Origin of the sequence: Mucilaginibacter sp. McL0603 (assembly GCF_049992945.1) — a bacterium.
Taxonomy (GTDB): Bacteria; Bacteroidota; Bacteroidia; order Sphingobacteriales; family Sphingobacteriaceae; genus Mucilaginibacter.
Genome location: NZ_CP188251.1, coordinates 1,865,477 through 1,880,311 on the forward strand (window position 1 = coordinate 1,865,477; position 14,835 = coordinate 1,880,311).

The 14,835-nt window shown below is 42.6% G+C and carries 16 protein-coding genes; 8 read left to right on the forward strand and 8 right to left on the reverse strand.

Features of this window, described 5'->3' with window-relative positions; all coding sequences use genetic code 11:
- Nucleotides 1–203: 203 nt before the first annotated feature.
- Nucleotides 204–1,952 carry a glycoside hydrolase family 13 protein gene (locus tag ACPPVU_RS08625; RefSeq protein ID WP_426671286.1) on the reverse strand — a complete coding sequence of 583 codons (1,749 nt, stop codon included), beginning with the start codon at nucleotides 1,950–1,952 and terminating at the stop codon, nucleotides 204–206.
- A gap of 277 nt (nucleotides 1,953–2,229) precedes the next feature.
- On the opposite strand from ACPPVU_RS08625, the gene ACPPVU_RS08630 reads away from it, so the two are divergent.
- Together ACPPVU_RS08630 and ACPPVU_RS08635 are read left to right on the forward strand one after the other, a co-directional pair.
- A complete protein-coding gene (locus ACPPVU_RS08630) occupies nucleotides 2,230–3,459 on the forward strand; it encodes a hypothetical protein (protein ID WP_426671287.1) in 1,230 nt (409 codons plus the stop codon).
- Between the two features lie 137 nt (nucleotides 3,460–3,596).
- On the forward strand, nucleotides 3,597–4,175 hold the full coding sequence (locus ACPPVU_RS08635; protein ID WP_426671288.1) for a hypothetical protein: 579 nt from the start codon (nucleotides 3,597–3,599) through the stop codon (nucleotides 4,173–4,175).
- Between the two features lie 118 nt (nucleotides 4,176–4,293).
- Here ACPPVU_RS08635 and ACPPVU_RS08640 read toward each other — a convergent pair whose 3' ends face one another.
- Complete coding sequence (locus ACPPVU_RS08640; RefSeq protein ID WP_426671289.1) at nucleotides 4,294–5,049, reverse strand: hypothetical protein; 756 nt, start codon at nucleotides 5,047–5,049, stop codon at nucleotides 4,294–4,296.
- A 407-nt stretch (nucleotides 5,050–5,456) separates the two neighbouring features.
- Between ACPPVU_RS08640 and ACPPVU_RS08645 the strand changes: the two genes are divergently transcribed.
- Nucleotides 5,457–5,750 (forward strand): RNA recognition motif domain-containing protein, encoded by a 294-nt coding sequence (locus ACPPVU_RS08645; RefSeq protein ID WP_426671290.1) that lies wholly within the window; start codon nucleotides 5,457–5,459, stop codon nucleotides 5,748–5,750.
- A 254-nt stretch (nucleotides 5,751–6,004) separates the two neighbouring features.
- On the opposite strand, the gene ACPPVU_RS08650 is transcribed toward ACPPVU_RS08645, so the two are convergent.
- Nucleotides 6,005–6,355, reverse strand: a complete 351-nt coding sequence (locus tag ACPPVU_RS08650; RefSeq protein WP_426671291.1) for a hypothetical protein — start codon at nucleotides 6,353–6,355, stop codon at nucleotides 6,005–6,007.
- A gap of 38 nt (nucleotides 6,356–6,393) precedes the next feature.
- Complete coding sequence (locus ACPPVU_RS08655; RefSeq protein ID WP_426671292.1) at nucleotides 6,394–7,554, reverse strand: MFS transporter; 1,161 nt, start codon at nucleotides 7,552–7,554, stop codon at nucleotides 6,394–6,396.
- A 99-nt stretch (nucleotides 7,555–7,653) separates the two neighbouring features.
- Here ACPPVU_RS08655 and ACPPVU_RS08660 point away from each other — a divergent pair, with 99 nt between their 5' ends.
- The 3 genes from ACPPVU_RS08660 (at nucleotide 7,654) to ACPPVU_RS08670 (ending at nucleotide 9,271) form a co-directional block, all read left to right on the forward strand.
- A complete protein-coding gene (locus ACPPVU_RS08660) occupies nucleotides 7,654–8,214 on the forward strand; it encodes a hypothetical protein (protein WP_426671293.1) in 561 nt (186 codons plus the stop codon).
- Nucleotides 8,215–8,904, forward strand: coding sequence for a CPBP family intramembrane glutamic endopeptidase (locus ACPPVU_RS08665; RefSeq protein WP_426671294.1), 690 nt, complete (start codon nucleotides 8,215–8,217; stop codon nucleotides 8,902–8,904).
- A gap of 76 nt (nucleotides 8,905–8,980) precedes the next feature.
- A complete protein-coding gene (locus tag ACPPVU_RS08670) occupies nucleotides 8,981–9,271 on the forward strand; it encodes a HigA family addiction module antitoxin (RefSeq protein ID WP_426671295.1) in 291 nt (96 codons plus the stop codon).
- On the opposite strand, the gene ACPPVU_RS08675 is transcribed toward ACPPVU_RS08670, so the two are convergent.
- A complete protein-coding gene (locus ACPPVU_RS08675) occupies nucleotides 9,268–9,756 on the reverse strand; it encodes a peptide deformylase (RefSeq protein ID WP_426671296.1) in 489 nt (162 codons plus the stop codon). The two genes, ACPPVU_RS08670 and ACPPVU_RS08675, sit on opposite strands and share 4 nt — an antisense overlap.
- A gap of 81 nt (nucleotides 9,757–9,837) precedes the next feature.
- On the opposite strand from ACPPVU_RS08675, the gene ACPPVU_RS08680 reads away from it, so the two are divergent.
- A complete protein-coding gene (locus tag ACPPVU_RS08680) occupies nucleotides 9,838–10,209 on the forward strand; it encodes a DUF6717 family protein (RefSeq protein ID WP_426671297.1) in 372 nt (123 codons plus the stop codon).
- Nucleotides 10,210–10,273: 64 nt separating this feature from the next.
- On the opposite strand, the gene ACPPVU_RS08685 is transcribed toward ACPPVU_RS08680, so the two are convergent.
- Nucleotides 10,274–10,429 (reverse strand): hypothetical protein, encoded by a 156-nt coding sequence (locus tag ACPPVU_RS08685; RefSeq protein ID WP_426671298.1) that lies wholly within the window; start codon nucleotides 10,427–10,429, stop codon nucleotides 10,274–10,276.
- A 75-nt stretch (nucleotides 10,430–10,504) separates the two neighbouring features.
- Complete coding sequence (locus tag ACPPVU_RS08690) at nucleotides 10,505–12,211, reverse strand: patatin-like phospholipase family protein (RefSeq protein ID WP_426671299.1); 1,707 nt, start codon at nucleotides 12,209–12,211, stop codon at nucleotides 10,505–10,507.
- Between the two features lie 178 nt (nucleotides 12,212–12,389).
- Here ACPPVU_RS08690 and ACPPVU_RS08695 point away from each other — a divergent pair, with 178 nt between their 5' ends.
- A complete protein-coding gene (locus tag ACPPVU_RS08695; RefSeq protein WP_426671300.1) occupies nucleotides 12,390–12,614 on the forward strand; it encodes a hypothetical protein in 225 nt (74 codons plus the stop codon).
- Between the two features lie 247 nt (nucleotides 12,615–12,861).
- Here the strand turns inward: ACPPVU_RS08695 and ACPPVU_RS08700 are convergent, their stop codons facing one another.
- Complete coding sequence (locus tag ACPPVU_RS08700) at nucleotides 12,862–14,724, reverse strand: ATP-binding protein (protein ID WP_426671301.1); 1,863 nt, start codon at nucleotides 14,722–14,724, stop codon at nucleotides 12,862–12,864.
- Nucleotides 14,725–14,835: the final 111 nt, after the last annotated feature.

Genomic DNA, 14,835 nt, shown 5'->3' on the forward strand with positions numbered 1-14,835 from the left:
AAGCTATTAGTTGACAAATGTAAACTAAAAGTAAAGCTATAGCTTTACTCATAGCATCGGGTGTCCATTTCCCTGGTTAGATTTTTTCGTTAGCAATTTGTTTTTTTATAGGTAACTCAAGAGGGCTGCACCGTTAAGTCGACCTGCAGAAGACTTAAACCAGGTTAGGGGACGATTTTTTTAATCTTTCAATCTACCCCATTCTACATCTCACACACCAACGCCTCATAAGGTCTCAAACTGACGCCTCCTTTTACTTTATAGATCCCTTTATCTTTGTAATTAGATAGCAGGCCACGGGTGTTGTTCATATCAACATCAACATTTGCGGTGGCGTTTTTTGGGCTGAAGTTTAAGAGGATCAGCATCTTTTTTCCGTTCAATTCTCTGGTATAGGCATAAACATTGGGGTTGTCTTTATCCAGCAAAGTATATTTTCCGTATACCAGTACCAGGTTATCCTTGCGCAACCGCACCACTTGCCTAAAGTAGTTTAAAACAGAATTAGGGTCTTTATCCTGCTCGGCCTCGTTGATGGTTTTGTAATTGTTGCTCACTTTTATCCATGGGGTGCCGGTTGTAAAACCCGCATGGTCGCTACCATCCCACTGAAAAGGGGTGCGCGAGTTATCCCGGGATTCAAATGCAAGGCGCTTCATAAAAGCCTGCATATCGCCGCCTGTGTTTTCCTGGTGTTTGTATTCATTCAGGGCAGCTACATCGCGGTAGTCTTCTATTTTGGTGAAACCCGCGTTGGTCATTCCAAGCTCGTCGCCGTTGTAATAGTAGGGTGTGCCACGCATGGTCATGATAAAGGTGGTTAGCATTTTGGAAGACAACTCCCTGAAAGCCGGAGCATCATTCCCAAACCTGCTTACCAGCCGCGCCTGGTCGTGGTTAGCCAGAAATACGGATAGCCAGCCTTTATCAGCAAATTGATTATCCCATTTGCTGAATATTTCTTTCAAATGCACAAGGCTGTAGCCTTCCAGTTTGGCAATGTCCACGGCATCAAAAGCGTAGGCCATGTTTAGTTCGTGACGGTCTGCGTCAACCAGGTTATGCGCATCCTCAAAGGAGTTGCCCGCGCCTTCGGCTACGCTCATTACATCATATTTGCTTAGCACCTCGTTGTACATTTCCTTCAAATAATCGTGCAGGTGAGGACCCATGGCATAATACTTCGTAAAGTCCTTTTCATACCCGACCGGGAAAACCGGGAAGGTAGTATCCTTCGCCGCAAACTGAAAAGCATCCAGCCTGAACCCGTCTATCCCTTTATCGGCCCAAAACTTCATGATATCAAAAACCTCCTGCCGCACTTTCGAATTTTCCCAGTTCAGATCGGGCTGTTTTCTCGAGAAATAATGCAGATAGTAGGCATTGGTTAATGAATCGTACCGCCAGGCATCATGGTTCACATCAAAAAGACTGTAACGCGGTGCAGGTTTGCCGCGGTCGGCATTCCACCAGTGGTAATAATCGCGGTAGGGGTTGGTGCGCGAGCTGCGGCTTTGCTTAAACCACTCGTGCTCATCGCTGCTGTGGTTCACCACCAGGTCCATCACCAATTTAATATTACGCTGGTGCAGGCCCTTAAGCAATTCGTCAAAATCGGCCATCGTGCCAAAGTCCTTCATAATATTGCGGTAATCGCTCACATCGTACCCGTTATCATCATTGGGCGAACTATAAATAGGATTTAGCCAAACCGCAGTAACCCCCAGGCTTTTGATATAATCGAGTTCGGATATGATACCTTTTAGGTCGCCAATGCCATCGCCATTTGCATCTTTAAAACTGCGCGGGTATATCTGATAAACCACGGCCTCTTTCCACCATTTGCGGTCAACATTATCGTTCATATTAGCATTAGTTTGGGCGCGACAAGCCAGCCCGGTTATAACGAGTATACAAATAACCACAACGAATTGTAAAGGCAATCTTTTCATATAATTAGTTATTAATTGGGATTTATAATTATTCAGGTCACCCGGAGAGGAATATATCGGGTATTTAATAGCCCTAAGATAAGAACTTTATGTTATTTCTCCCGTTAAAGCCAACTATGTAATTGCTGTAGCCAGCCCCCGGCTAACTTGTAACAATAATACTCAAATAACTCATTTAACGTTTGTTTAACAAATTACATAAACTAATTGTCGTTCTTTCGACCATATCTATAAACACCTGGACAATATCAATTATCACGCGCAAAATATAGTACGCTTGACCACAAGCGTACTACTTCTGATCCTGTTTGGAACGATTGTTATGCCTGCAAATGCCCAGCGGAAAAAATATATCCCGCTGGTAAGTGAACCCACTATACATCATGCAGATGTTGATACCGCAAACCAGGAAGATATTGGCGAATTATTGTATACATTGATCCATACAAAAAAGCCATCCAACGAAGTTGATTCGGTAGGGTTAAAGCCGACATTTTCGGTTGTGCCGGCTATCGGTTATTCTTTACAATCGCGCCTGGCTATTTTGCTTGCGGGGAATGTGGCATTCCGCACCACGTTAGACTCAAAGATATCAACCGTAATAAGCAGTATCGCTTACACGCAAAATAAGCAAATCACGCTGCCGATACAATCCAGTATCTGGACAAAAAACAACGACTACAATTTTGTTGGTGAGATAAGGCTTTACAAATATCCGCAAAGCACGTACGGTTTGGGAAGCAGTTCGGACATACACAATGAAGACCCGATGGATTATAATTATCTGCGGTTTTCTGAGGTCGCTCTAAGAAAGATATCCGGCAATTTTTATGCAGGCGCGGGTTATATTATTGATTATCACGCCGATATTACGCATGAGGGAAATAGCAATGGCACTGTTTCTGATTATACAACTTACGGTCCGCAAAGCCATACCACTTCATCCGGCTTAACACTTAACGGGCAATATGATACCCGGGACTCGCCTATTAATGCATCCAAAGGAATGTATGCATCCTATGAGTTCCGCCAAAACCTGGAAGCTTTGGGAAGCACCTCAAACTGGAACTCGCTGATACTGGATGTGCGCAAATACATCCGTTTCCCGGCATGGTCGCAAAATGTGATTGCTATATGGTCGTACGATTGGCTGACGTTGAGCGGCAAACCGCCTTATCTTGATCTGCCTTCAACTTTATGGGATGCATCAACCAATGCAGGTCGTGGGTATATTCAAGGCCGTTTCAGGGGTGCGCAAATGGTATATGCCGAAACAGAATACCGCTACAGGATCACCAATAACGGTTTATTGGGCGGCGTGTTTTTCATCAATGCACAATCATTTTCTGCCGCACCTGGTACGGGTTTGCAGGCTATCCAACCGGCATTTGGCCCCGGCCTGCGCATCAAACTCAACAAGATATCCAAAACAAATATCAGTGCCGATTATGGCTTTGGGCGACAAGGCTCGAGAGGGCTTTTTATCAATGTTGGGGAGATATTTTAAGCACATTTTTTGCTGCTGAGCAATAGCAGCTTAACACAAAAGTTAATTATTGTTAAATTTTAATTTTAAGCAACTATAGGCACTTGTAAAACGTAATTATTTTAGTATTTTTAGAGTATTCTTATACCTTCATGCGTATGGTGAGGTTTTGTACCTGTATTTTTTGCTTTGCTGTACTTATCTCGGCAGGCCTGACCTCGTGCCAGAAGGACGAAAGTGTGAAAAAAGCAGAGATCCAGGTATCCGCAGACACTGTTAAAAAACTCAACTTAGTATCTACTCCCGGCAATTACCTGGCAAGCAAAGGCACACTGGTTATAAAACTCCAGGACTCAACCTATATTTTTGATGCTCAGCAGGATTCCGTCGCCTTTGTAAATGTAGTTATTGATGGCAACGAATATTACGGCATATCGGCTATTAATAAGGCGCATACGGTTAGCTTCGGTATCAGCTCGTCGGGTATGCCTATTGATGAACTGTCGAGCTATGTTTCTGGTGCCCAGTTTTTAATACGCGAAAGTAGTAAAGCCAATTTGGAGTATACGCTTATCCAAAATACCCACCCGCAGGATTTTGGAATCATTTCAATTGAGAAATATAACCAGGATGTTACCCTTGCAAAAGGCACTTTCCATACCTACCTGGCCAAGGATACCAAAGCCAATTCGCCATTTTATATTGTTGATGGCAGCTTTGAACTGAAGGTGAAATAAGACACGATTATAGGATTTTATAGATCAGAGTGATTTTTATCAGGTGGTCATTTGCTTCGCAGAATAAAACGCGGGGTAAAAAAAAGACAGTTTTTCGCCCGCGTTTTACATTAAATAATTATTTCACCCTGTTTAAATGATCAATACGATTAATAGCGATCCAATCAACCAGTATTTTGTGCAATGGTGCATAAGCGCTTTTATTCTGGTCCCTTTTTGCATTTCTTGCCTCGCGGTTTTTGTAATAATCGGTAATAGATTTATCTGGCAGCACCAACATATAAGTATTGGTTGGATAACCATCAGTACACTTAAATACTATAAAATTATATAAAATGCCGTTGGCTACGTCCATTTTCAATTGTTTGCTGGCAGCCGTTTCAAACTCTTTAATTTTATCAGGAGAAACGGTTATGAACTGGAGCTTTCTGAAATCGTAATTATCCATTTTATAATTCGCCTCATAATGGCTTAACGAATCTATCCTTATCCAGATGGAACGCGTTGTGGCCCCATTTATATTCTGCATGTTTTCTTTGCTGATAGCTGGTTCCTTAGCTGTAAAAGCATCGCCTGTTTTTACCCTTTTTGCCATAAAGGCGCCAAAATTATCTGCTCCTTTAAAAAAAGCCAAACTGTATACCCTGCCCGACTCAGAAGTATTGCCAAGACGGGCCCATTCGATACCCGTATCAGCTTTAAGCCAAAATGCCTTTACAATAGGATAGTTTTTTTGAAAAACACTTTCATCATGAACCCGGTACTCAAGCAGGGTTATCCACATGGTAGTGTCTTTTTGCGCCATGGCATAATTGCCTGTCGACAAAAGAAAGGCCATTAACAGGCCAGTCAGGAATAATTGTTTCTTTTTCATAAATCTGGTAATTAAAGTGGTTAAAGAGAATTAAATATAAATTTAATGTATTGTAAATCAATAAATTATAATTTTATTAATTATAGATTATCAGTATTCTTTAAATGCAACATATTTGTTACGTTAATTAACTGTATGGAAAAAGACATGGTCGGAGCCGGGGTTATTGATGCTATTTTGCTGTGATACAGGAGTAAAACAACAAGAGCAATCATTACTTTAGAAAATTTATCGAGAGTAAAAAGACTAGAATTTTGGCCCCGTTTTATAAACCCCGACAACCACCATTAGCTACTCATTTAATCAACATAGCATTGTAAAAAAGGACTTACAGTTGTTACCATTCTGTCGCATGTCCCAGAAATGCAGCTTATTTTTCGTACCTTTACATAAATTTTAAAACATTAATGAAGGTATTTATTGCAGGGCTGCCCCTTGAAGTAAACGAGGCAGAATTATCCGCCGTATTTGGTGATTTTGGGCCGGTTAAATCGCTCAGAATAATCAAAGACCGCGAGACAAAAGAGAGTAGGGGTTTTGGATTTGTGGAAATGGTGAATGACGATGAAGCCAAAGAAGCGATCAGGTGTATGAATGGTGCGAGCTACTATGGCCGCAAGATCACTGTAAATGTGGCTGAGGACAAAGGAGGTCCGGTTACTACTAACGGTGGTGGCAAAGGTGGTTTCAGAAGGAACTAAAGATAATCTCTCATAGATTTTGGAGTCCTGGCTTTGTGAAAGTCGGGACTTTTTTTTGTGCCTTATTTTTGCTGAATGTAGGTAGTGCTAAATAAGATATTTCGTCCCGCTCATTGCCGCGGAGGCCTAGTTACTTTTCTCTTGATAGAAAAGTAACCAAAAGATCAAGACAGAAAAAAGCTTCAGCCCGCCCTGCCGGTTCTTAACGCTTTTCTGGCTGCTCGTGCCTCGCATCACTCGAAAAAGCTAAACCGTCATTCCCGCCATACGCCCGGCCCGCTTTTCTGTCGACCCAATGCTCTTTCGTTTTTGGGTTCATTTATGGAACCAATAAACTTGAAATTTTCCCCGTCAGCAGAACAGCTTCGGACGAAATCAGGCAAAACGATGGTGGCCTTGTGAGTTGGAAAGGGCATAGCAATAGTTGCCGAAGCATCGGCCTGGTGGGAACGCAGTGGGGCAATATTTTGCAGCCCGCGGTTTTGACTGATTTGCAGGGCAAAGGCTCTGTGCTGCAAAGAAGCGTTTCTGCTGACAGCCTTTTTGGTTACTTTTGTGGCGACAAAAGTAACTAGGCCTCCGCGGCTATGAGCGGGACGGAGCATCAATTGAACCAAGAAACCCTGATGCGAAACGAGAATGCTCAATCTTCCTCAATCTTCGATGTCATCCACACAATCACCAACCCCAGCAACCCAATCAAAGCAAACGACCACCGCAGATTAGCAGCCTGGGCTACGAAACCTACTATCGGCGGTACCAGTAAAAATCCTAAATAGCCAACGGTTGATACTGCCGCTATAGCCGGACCGCCGCTCATGGATTTTGATTTGCCCGCTACACTAAACACCAACGGCACCATACATGATACCCCAAGTCCGATAAACCCATAACCCACGATAGCAGGTATGGTATAAGGCAAAGCAATGGCTAATGCAAAGCCGGCAACAATGAGTATACCGCTGTATTGCAGTACGAACTTGATACCATATTTATTTACAAGTGTATCTCCGGCGAAGCGACCGATGGTAACAGCGATCATAAATACCACAAAGGCGGCGTTTGCTGTTACTTTAGATACGTGTACTGCTTTTTGCATATAGATGCCGCTCCAATCATACATTACATTTTCGCAGGCCATGGATGAGAAACAGATGAGCGCGAATTTGAGCAGTTCCTTATCCGGCAGGGAAAAAATGGGTTTGCGCACCTGCGGAACAGGTTTTTGATGCAACGTATTAGGCCATGCATAAAAGGCCAGCACACACATGCCAATGCTCACCGTAAGCAAGTGCCAGGTGGGTGGCACGTTAAAGTAGACCATAATATAACCCGTGCCCGCACCAGCGAACCCGGCAAAACTCCAAATGCCGTGAAAGGTGGTGATAATGGATTTATCATAAAGTTTCTGCACACCTACCGACTGTGTATTGATACTCAGATTAAGCAGGTTGCGCGATGACCCGAAGAAAAATAGGATAGCTATGAACTGCCAGTACCAACTGGTAAAACCCAACAGTGCCAGCATCAGGTTAAAGGCGATAGCACCGACGATCATGATGCGGCTGCTGCTGAAATTACTGAGCAGTCGCCCGGTAATAGGCATTGTAGCCATCAGGCCGATTGGCATGGCAAAGAGTGCCGCACCCAGTTGGGCCTCATTGAGGTGCAATGATTGCTGTATGGACGGTATGCGCGATGCCCAGGTGGTGTATCCAAAACCTGAAACAAAAAAGAATATCGCATTGGCTATCCGTATTTGACGGGGTGTTTTGGTTAATATTATTTCAGAGGCTGCTTCCATTTGTAGGCTGCTAAAATAGGGAAATGACTTAGACTTACGAAGTTTTCAAAACTTCGTAAGTCTGAAAAAAACTATTATATTCGCTGCAACTTAAACTTTATGACATCTTATAAAATTCAGCCTGAACTTAGGTTCGAGTTGATGGAAAATGAAATCCCGCTATGGACGGGGAACCCATCTAAACAAATCGTATTCAGATCAAGTGATATATTTTATATCCCATTTAGCCTCGCCTGGTTTAGCGTTTTTCTGTTCTTTTTTGTTGAACAGTATAATCATGATAAATGGGCGTTTTTTACTTTCTGGTTTTTTGTGTTTATGATAGCAGGTTTACATTTTGTGGTTGGCCGATTTTTTTATGAACGTAAACGAAGGGCAAACATGCTATATTGCATTACGGATAAACGGGTGATTATCCTGTCCGGGATATGGCTGGCTGATTACGAATCTGTTTACGTTGACCAATTACCGGCCCAATTTACTATTAACGAAAGACCTGACGGCAGCGGAACGATCATTTTCGGTCCTAATAATTTCAGACTGGGCATGCTGCCAGGTATTGGCAAATTAGATGTTGGATATACCCGCGCACCGAGACTCGAAATGATTAATGACGTGAAGTATGTTCAAAGTCTGTTGCTTAAATTGCAGAAAAACTAAATGGCAGATAGCCTGGATATTAATAACAAACCAAAAAATATCATCCTCATCTGTGGGATATTATTGGCATTTATTATACCTGTTGGCCTAAGTATGTGGATGGGTAAGGTGAATATTGCCTATTATGATAAACTACTTTATTCGCGGTTTTTCTATTGGGGTACTGCGCTGTACCTGTATTTTTATGCGTCGAAATTTGAGCGCCAGCCGTTGCTAATCGTTAAAGAAAATAAAATTACCATTGGTTTTTTCGTTGGTTCGGTGTTGGTGCTTTACCTGTTATATATTGCAGCGGCAATTGTATCGGCTTTTCCAATATTGTTTGGCATACGCGATGACCTCTCGGTAATAAAAATGATCGCCCGGATACTCAAGGGACATTATTGGCTTACGGTATTTGTAGCCCTTACAGCCGGGGTTACCGAGGAGTTTATCTTCAGAGGATATATGCTTACCCGTCTGCTGCAACTAACCAAAAATCCAGTGGTTGCAATTGTTGTATCGTCGCTGCTGTTCTCGGCCATGCATTATAAATACAACAGCCTGCACGAGCTGATATTTGCTTTTCTGATTGGCATCATATTCAGTATTTATTACCTCAAATACAGCAACATAAAAGCAATAATAGTTGTCCATTTTTTGATCGATCTGATTAGTATGACCGTAGCGCAGCATTTGAAATTGAAATAATATATAAATGAGTTATTTAGACTTACGAAGTTTTTAAAACTTCGTAAGTCTTTTCTAACTTTATAATATTAAGATTATGACAGCAGCATTTGGAAAAAATGGAAACGAACTACACTCTTCTTTAAATTTTCATCCCGGTGAAATGTTATTAGAAGAAGTGGAAGAGAGGAAGCTAAAAAAGGCTGAACTAGCGAAGCAAATAGGCATATTGCCTGGACATTTAAGCGAATTATTTAAAGGTAAAAGAAATATAAATGCAAGGCTTGCCGTACGTCTTGAAAAAGTATTAGGCATTAGTGCAGAGTACTGGCTTGGGCTACAATCTGCTTATGATCTCGCGCAGGCAAGAGAGTTGGAATTGGCTTAGCTACTCCGCCACTTAAACCCCTTCTCATCCACCGCCCGCATGGTACATAGAATACCTTCCAGGTGGTCATATTCGTGTTGCAGTAGTTCCGACAAGCTATCTGTCATTTGCCATTGTTGGGGTTGCCAGTTTTCGTCGAGGTAATTTACGGTGATCTGCTTATGTCGCATTACCTTCACCAGCAGGTTGGGGAAACTCATGCAATCGTCCCAAAGCTCAAATTTTTCATCGCTTAAACCGCTTAGTTCGGGGTTGATGAATACTACCGGCTTGTCGACGTTCATATAGATCAGCCTTTTCATAATACCAAGTTGCGGTGCTGCAATGGCGCGGCCAAAGTGGTAGCGTTCCCTTATTTGCTGCATAACATTGTGCATATCGGCTACCCAATCTTTTACCAATGGCAATTCATTTTGATAAACAGGTTCACACACCTGGTACAGGCGCGGATCGCCGAGAAGGAGGAGATTATCAAGGGTTTTCATTGCGAGGGCAAATTAAGAATTTTATGGCGTGACAGACGAGCGCAAGAATGCGTTTATAGGTAAATAGTATAACTTAGCTGTATGATACAAGAAGTAAGAAAATTTAATTTTAATAAGGATGAGGACGGCAGATGGTACATAGTTTTGCCAGAGTGGACAGGTAATAAGGCAGATTTAGAAATGGTTGAGGGTGCAGATACTATGCTGGAATACGTTGGCGGAGGTGCAGACGAGGTAATTCTGCAGCTTTCCGAACAACCATTTTATGAATCAAGTATATTGAAGTTGATACATGATTACTCAGGACAAACAGGTGGTGGAGGTATTTATCTTCTAAAAGAATACAAAGGGAAGCAAATCAATCAGGAACTTTGGCTTTGTGAGGTTACAGAATATGTTTTTGGTACGTTGCCACCCGTTATCTACTTTAAAAAGGAAGAAAAAATGGCGTAACTACGATTTTCTTATTGGCCATGCCTTTTGGCTCTCACAATTTCTACTTCTGCAGTAATGTCGGCTAATGATGGCTTTTTCTCCTTTGTTCTGAATCGGGCAAGAGCTTTAGAAAAATTGTTTTCAGGAATTTATTGATAGCTATTAAATTCATGTCAGCCAAATCTTTTAAAAGTTTGGCGGCTTTTGGATTTAATATTTCAACCTTTAAAGTGCTCATACACAAATTTACGATTTTTATGTAAATATGTTTGATAAACATTAACAACAAATCGCTGGCAAACTAATACCCTCTTTAACTCTTATCCTTCGGCAATAACTGCCACTCCTGCAAATCTTCTTTTATAGTATCAATTATTTTCCCGGCCAGCATGCCGTTGAGCACTACTTTTGCACCTACCCAAAGCAGGCTTTTGGTAAACCAGTTAAAGGCTGATACATTGAGCAGGATGGCCTGTATACGTGCCTTTAGTCCATCTTTAAACTTGTCAATGTCGCTCTCCTGCACAACGGGCCAGTTTGATCCTGAACTGAATTTAAATACCGGGAAGGTATAATCCGTAGCATCGGCAAATACAGGTATGATCTGGACGCTGCCATCTTTGGTCGATTTGAATTTACTCACATCAGCATTGGCATAACCGTTTTTGAAAATCGGGTTATCATTAACATTTTCGGCAGGGAGGGTAAAGTAATCTCTCAGGAATATTTTACAATTATACCTGCCCAGGAAATAATCATGTACCCTGAACTCTTTATTCATAAATCCACTGAAACCGCTGAGCGCACCGCAGGCCATGGCCATTTCACCTGCAAGTACGGTATCGGCTGCGCCATTCATGCCGGGCACAATGCGCGATGGGGTGATCAGGTACTGACCTGCACAGGCCGCATCCATAGCACTGCTTATATTAAGCGGTTTTGCACGCATCTGCGATAACATGGAAGCAAGCGTGCGGCTGATCACGTTCGACAGATCCTGTGAAATGCTGATTGGCACAGGCGGGGTGGTAGGGAAGGGCTCGATCATTAATACCGTAGAACCGAATTTGCTGAAATTATTGTATTGATCCGGAGTCTCCCCGGTTACGGTTACCAGCACATCCCTTACTTTTTCAAAGGGCTCGTTGTTGATTAATCCGCCATCAACATTTAATGTTACGTATTTGCCCTGCGGCAGGGGCGACTGCTGCAAATAGCCGCTAAGCCATGGGTTTGCATTTACATATTGCGAGTCGCGTGTAAGTATTCTGGATTGTAAACCCACCGGGAAAGCGCCGGTTGCCATTGCGGCATTGGCTGCTACATCTGTATTTACATTAGTTTTAAGGTTAAGCGGCATCCATCCGTCGTTTGGCCCGGCTATATCAACCTCAGTCAGCTCAAAACAGGCATAGTCGTTATGCACTTTCATGTTATATTTTTGGGCGTTTTTAGGGTCCTGGTCATTAAAAGGTACGATGTAATGAAAACCCTGCAGATTGGTTAGCGTGGTAAATATTTTAAGCCCCGGTCTGATAAAAGGAGGCAGGGGTTGCCATTTAGCCACATCGGCGGAAACCACCCGCGTTGCTATCGGACTGATAAAGGTCGAATTAAGCCCCGATATTACACTTCCATCTTTTATATCCGAAATATCCAGCATCTGCGAGAACATATCCACCCCGGTAAGGTCGACCCACGAATGGTAGAGCTTGTTTTCGGGGTGCTCGGCCAGCAGATCGTCAGACGGTTTATCTATCGGCGGCAGAGGGTTATTAAGGGAGGTGGCAGCCATTACACTGGTCATCCCCCCGGCTGATGCACCACCCATTACGGGTATCTGCACTTTATGAGTTGGCACACCCGGCTGGCCCCGGCGTTTCTCCCACTCGGCCAATGCCTCAAGCAAATAATCCATTACCCCGGCCGTGTAAGCTCCGGCTGATACCGCACCTGCCATACACAGGCCCATATAAAATGTATCCTGATCTGTTGCTGATACCGTTGATGCTTTTGCCATAATGCTTTTTTTATATAAATGTCAGTATAAACATGTTATAAATCAATGCGTTAAAACACGTATTTTTTTTGCGTATAAATACTTTTTACGGGACTTTAAGAAAATTAACCATTCCTGGTTGTGCGTGAAAGTTAAATAAAAATTTATTTTTAAGCCATTGATTAATACCTTTACCATTATGGAAAAGAGATTTAACCTTGGCGATGTTGTAGTGATGATAGCCGACGGCCCCAAAATGGCGGTTGAAGGTTATGTGCTTGAAGAAGATGGAAAAGGAGGTTACACTGAAAGTGACGAATTTGTAAGCGTGGTTTATTACACCAATGATGGCTTTAAACGCGATACTTTTCATGAAGACCTGCTGATATCCATTGACGAACTGGATGATGTATCCCAGCAATGAAGTTTTAACTCATCAAACTGCTCTTCTCAAAAATTGCCGGTTACCGGCAGTCATAGAACATTATTGCAATAGTCAGGGAAGTCGGAAGTTGGAGGTCGGAAGTCGGAAGTCGGAAGTCGGAAGTCGGAAGTCGGAAGTCGGAAGTCGGAAGTCGGAAGTCGGAAGTCGGAAGTCGGAAGTCGGAAGTCGGAAGTCGGAAGTCGGAAGAAATTAGCTGATCAAAATAAGGAATAAAAACCACTTACCACTAAACCGGAAGTGTAAACCAAAAGGTACTGCCTTTGCCCAGTTCTGTATCTACGCCAATTTCGCCCTGGTGTTTTTTGATGATCTCGGAGCAAATGTATAGCCCGATGCCCAACCCCGAACTACGGTATCCTGAGTTTTCAGCCCTGAAATAGCGGTCGAATAAATTGGGCACCTTCTCAGGAGCGATACCAGGACCCTGGTCAATCACCGATATTTTAGCATAGTGATCTATTCGTTCAATATGCACTTTGATCTCCTCGCTTTTTGGCGCATACTTAATGGCATTGTTGATCAGGTTTGTCAATACCTGTTCAATACGTTCAGAGTCGGCATTTACCTGCAGTTTCATATCACCCGTTACATGGATGTTGTAGGGCCCTATGGCCCGCATATGGTTGCTGCAATCATTCACTGTTTTTGACAACGTAATTACGTTCTTATTCAGGATAAACTGGCCCTGGCTAAATTTACTGACATTAAGCAGGTCATCAATAAGCGAAGTAACCCGGTTCATGCTTTTGTTTGCCCTACCAATCATGTCGGCAAACTTGTCGGGCTTAGGATTATTTTTCATCATCTCCATTACCTGTAATGATGCCTTAAGGGTAGTTACCGGGGTTTTCAGTTCGTGGCTGGCAATACTTATAAAATCATCTTTTTGCTGTTGCAATTGTTTTATTTCCTGTATATCGGTTGCAGTACCAACCCAAAGGAGCACAGTGCCATTTTCGTCTTTTATAGGCCGCACACGCACCAGGTGCCAGCGGTACATGCCTTCTTTGTTTCTCTCGCGTATCTCAAACTCGCCGCCAACACCGTTTTCAGCAATGGTTCTGTACTGGTCAAGATTATATTCCAGGTCATCAGGGTGCACAACCGTTTTCCAACCCGAAGCGTTGGTTTGTTCGTAATTAAGCCCCGTATATTCAAACCAGCGCCGGTTATAAAAATTTGCTTCTCCGCCGGGGATACTTGTCCAGGCAATCTGGGGAATAGTATCCATTATGTTCTGCAATTTCTTCTCACTTTCCTCCAGTTCCCAGGTACGCTTTTTAACCCTTATTTCCAATTCCTCGTTCAGCGCCTGCAATTTTTGCCTCGAATCGCTTAGCTGTTCATTGGTTGCAGCATACTCTTCGTTTATTCCTGTTAGTTCTTCATTTGCCGCGCTAAGTTCTTCGTTTATACTTGCGGTTTCCTGTTCCTTCAGTTGCAGCAAGTACTGCATGTCTTCTTTTTCCTTTATATCCCCTTCAATCCTTTTAAAGAATACTAATGAGACGGCAAGCGATAAAGCAGAGGAGATCAGGATCATTAAAGGAGAGAGGTCGGCATATTCATTTAAGTCGTTTAGGCGTGTATGCAACAAGTCTGTTTCATCCTTTTCCATTTTGTTTATGGCCGACTTTAGCTGACTCATAGCAGCTTTACCCGTACCCAGGTCGTCAATTAAAATAACTTTTCCCTGGCGTTTCTTTTTGATAAGCTCTCCAAGGGTGATTTGTTCAGTTTTCAGACTGTTTTTCACCACCAGTATGTAATGCTCCTCGTACAAGTTGTCAACCGCTAATTGCTGAACCTGGTTAACCAGGCCCATTGCTTTTTGATAAGCCCCTTCATAGGGCTGCAAAAAATCCTCGTCTTTGGTCAATAAAAAGCCACGTTGCCCTCTTTCGGCATCTTTCATCAGCGACGTAGCCTTTTCCAGTTTTAAAATGATCAGGTTGCTGCGGTCAACCAGTTTTCGGCTTTCGAGTAAATTGGTGATAGTAGAGTATGAAAATGCCGAAATGATAACTAAAATAAGTACAGAAATTCCGAACCAGTATTGTAAATTTCTGTTTACCCCGTTATTCGTCATGTCCTTTAATTAATTGTTTTTCAGGCTATTGGTGATGTGTAATTGCAATATAATTATTAAATTAATAGTTAAGCTAATTTAACAAGATAATGTGTTTACGTTATAAAATCA

What these genes read in the sequence shown, in the direction of transcription:
- ACPPVU_RS08670 (WP_426671295.1), top strand. Translation starts at nt 8,981, where the DNA reads ATGACAGCAGCATTTGGAAAAAATGGAAACGAACTACACTCTTCTTTA.
- ACPPVU_RS08685 (WP_426671298.1), bottom strand. Translation starts at nt 10,429, where the DNA reads ATGAGCACTTTAAAGGTTGAAATATTAAATCCAAAAGCCGCCAAACTT.
- ACPPVU_RS08680 (WP_426671297.1), top strand. Translation starts at nt 9,838, where the DNA reads ATGATACAAGAAGTAAGAAAATTTAATTTTAATAAGGATGAGGACGGC.
- ACPPVU_RS08655 (WP_426671292.1), bottom strand. Translation starts at nt 7,554, where the DNA reads ATGGAAGCAGCCTCTGAAATAATATTAACCAAAACACCCCGTCAAATA.
- ACPPVU_RS08675 (WP_426671296.1), bottom strand. Translation starts at nt 9,756, where the DNA reads ATGAAAACCCTTGATAATCTCCTCCTTCTCGGCGATCCGCGCCTGTAC.
- ACPPVU_RS08640 (WP_426671289.1), bottom strand. Translation starts at nt 5,049, where the DNA reads ATGAAAAAGAAACAATTATTCCTGACTGGCCTGTTAATGGCCTTTCTT.
- ACPPVU_RS08660 (WP_426671293.1), top strand. Translation starts at nt 7,654, where the DNA reads ATGACATCTTATAAAATTCAGCCTGAACTTAGGTTCGAGTTGATGGAA.
- ACPPVU_RS08690 (WP_426671299.1), bottom strand. Translation starts at nt 12,211, where the DNA reads ATGGCAAAAGCATCAACGGTATCAGCAACAGATCAGGATACATTTTAT.
- ACPPVU_RS08635 (WP_426671288.1), top strand. Translation starts at nt 3,597, where the DNA reads ATGGTGAGGTTTTGTACCTGTATTTTTTGCTTTGCTGTACTTATCTCG.
- ACPPVU_RS08695 (WP_426671300.1), top strand. Translation starts at nt 12,390, where the DNA reads ATGGAAAAGAGATTTAACCTTGGCGATGTTGTAGTGATGATAGCCGAC.
- ACPPVU_RS08625 (WP_426671286.1), bottom strand. Translation starts at nt 1,952, where the DNA reads ATGAAAAGATTGCCTTTACAATTCGTTGTGGTTATTTGTATACTCGTT.
- ACPPVU_RS08700 (WP_426671301.1), bottom strand. Translation starts at nt 14,724, where the DNA reads ATGACGAATAACGGGGTAAACAGAAATTTACAATACTGGTTCGGAATT.
- ACPPVU_RS08650 (WP_426671291.1), bottom strand. Translation starts at nt 6,355, where the DNA reads ATGCTCCGTCCCGCTCATAGCCGCGGAGGCCTAGTTACTTTTGTCGCC.
- ACPPVU_RS08645 (WP_426671290.1), top strand. Translation starts at nt 5,457, where the DNA reads ATGAAGGTATTTATTGCAGGGCTGCCCCTTGAAGTAAACGAGGCAGAA.
- ACPPVU_RS08665 (WP_426671294.1), top strand. Translation starts at nt 8,215, where the DNA reads ATGGCAGATAGCCTGGATATTAATAACAAACCAAAAAATATCATCCTC.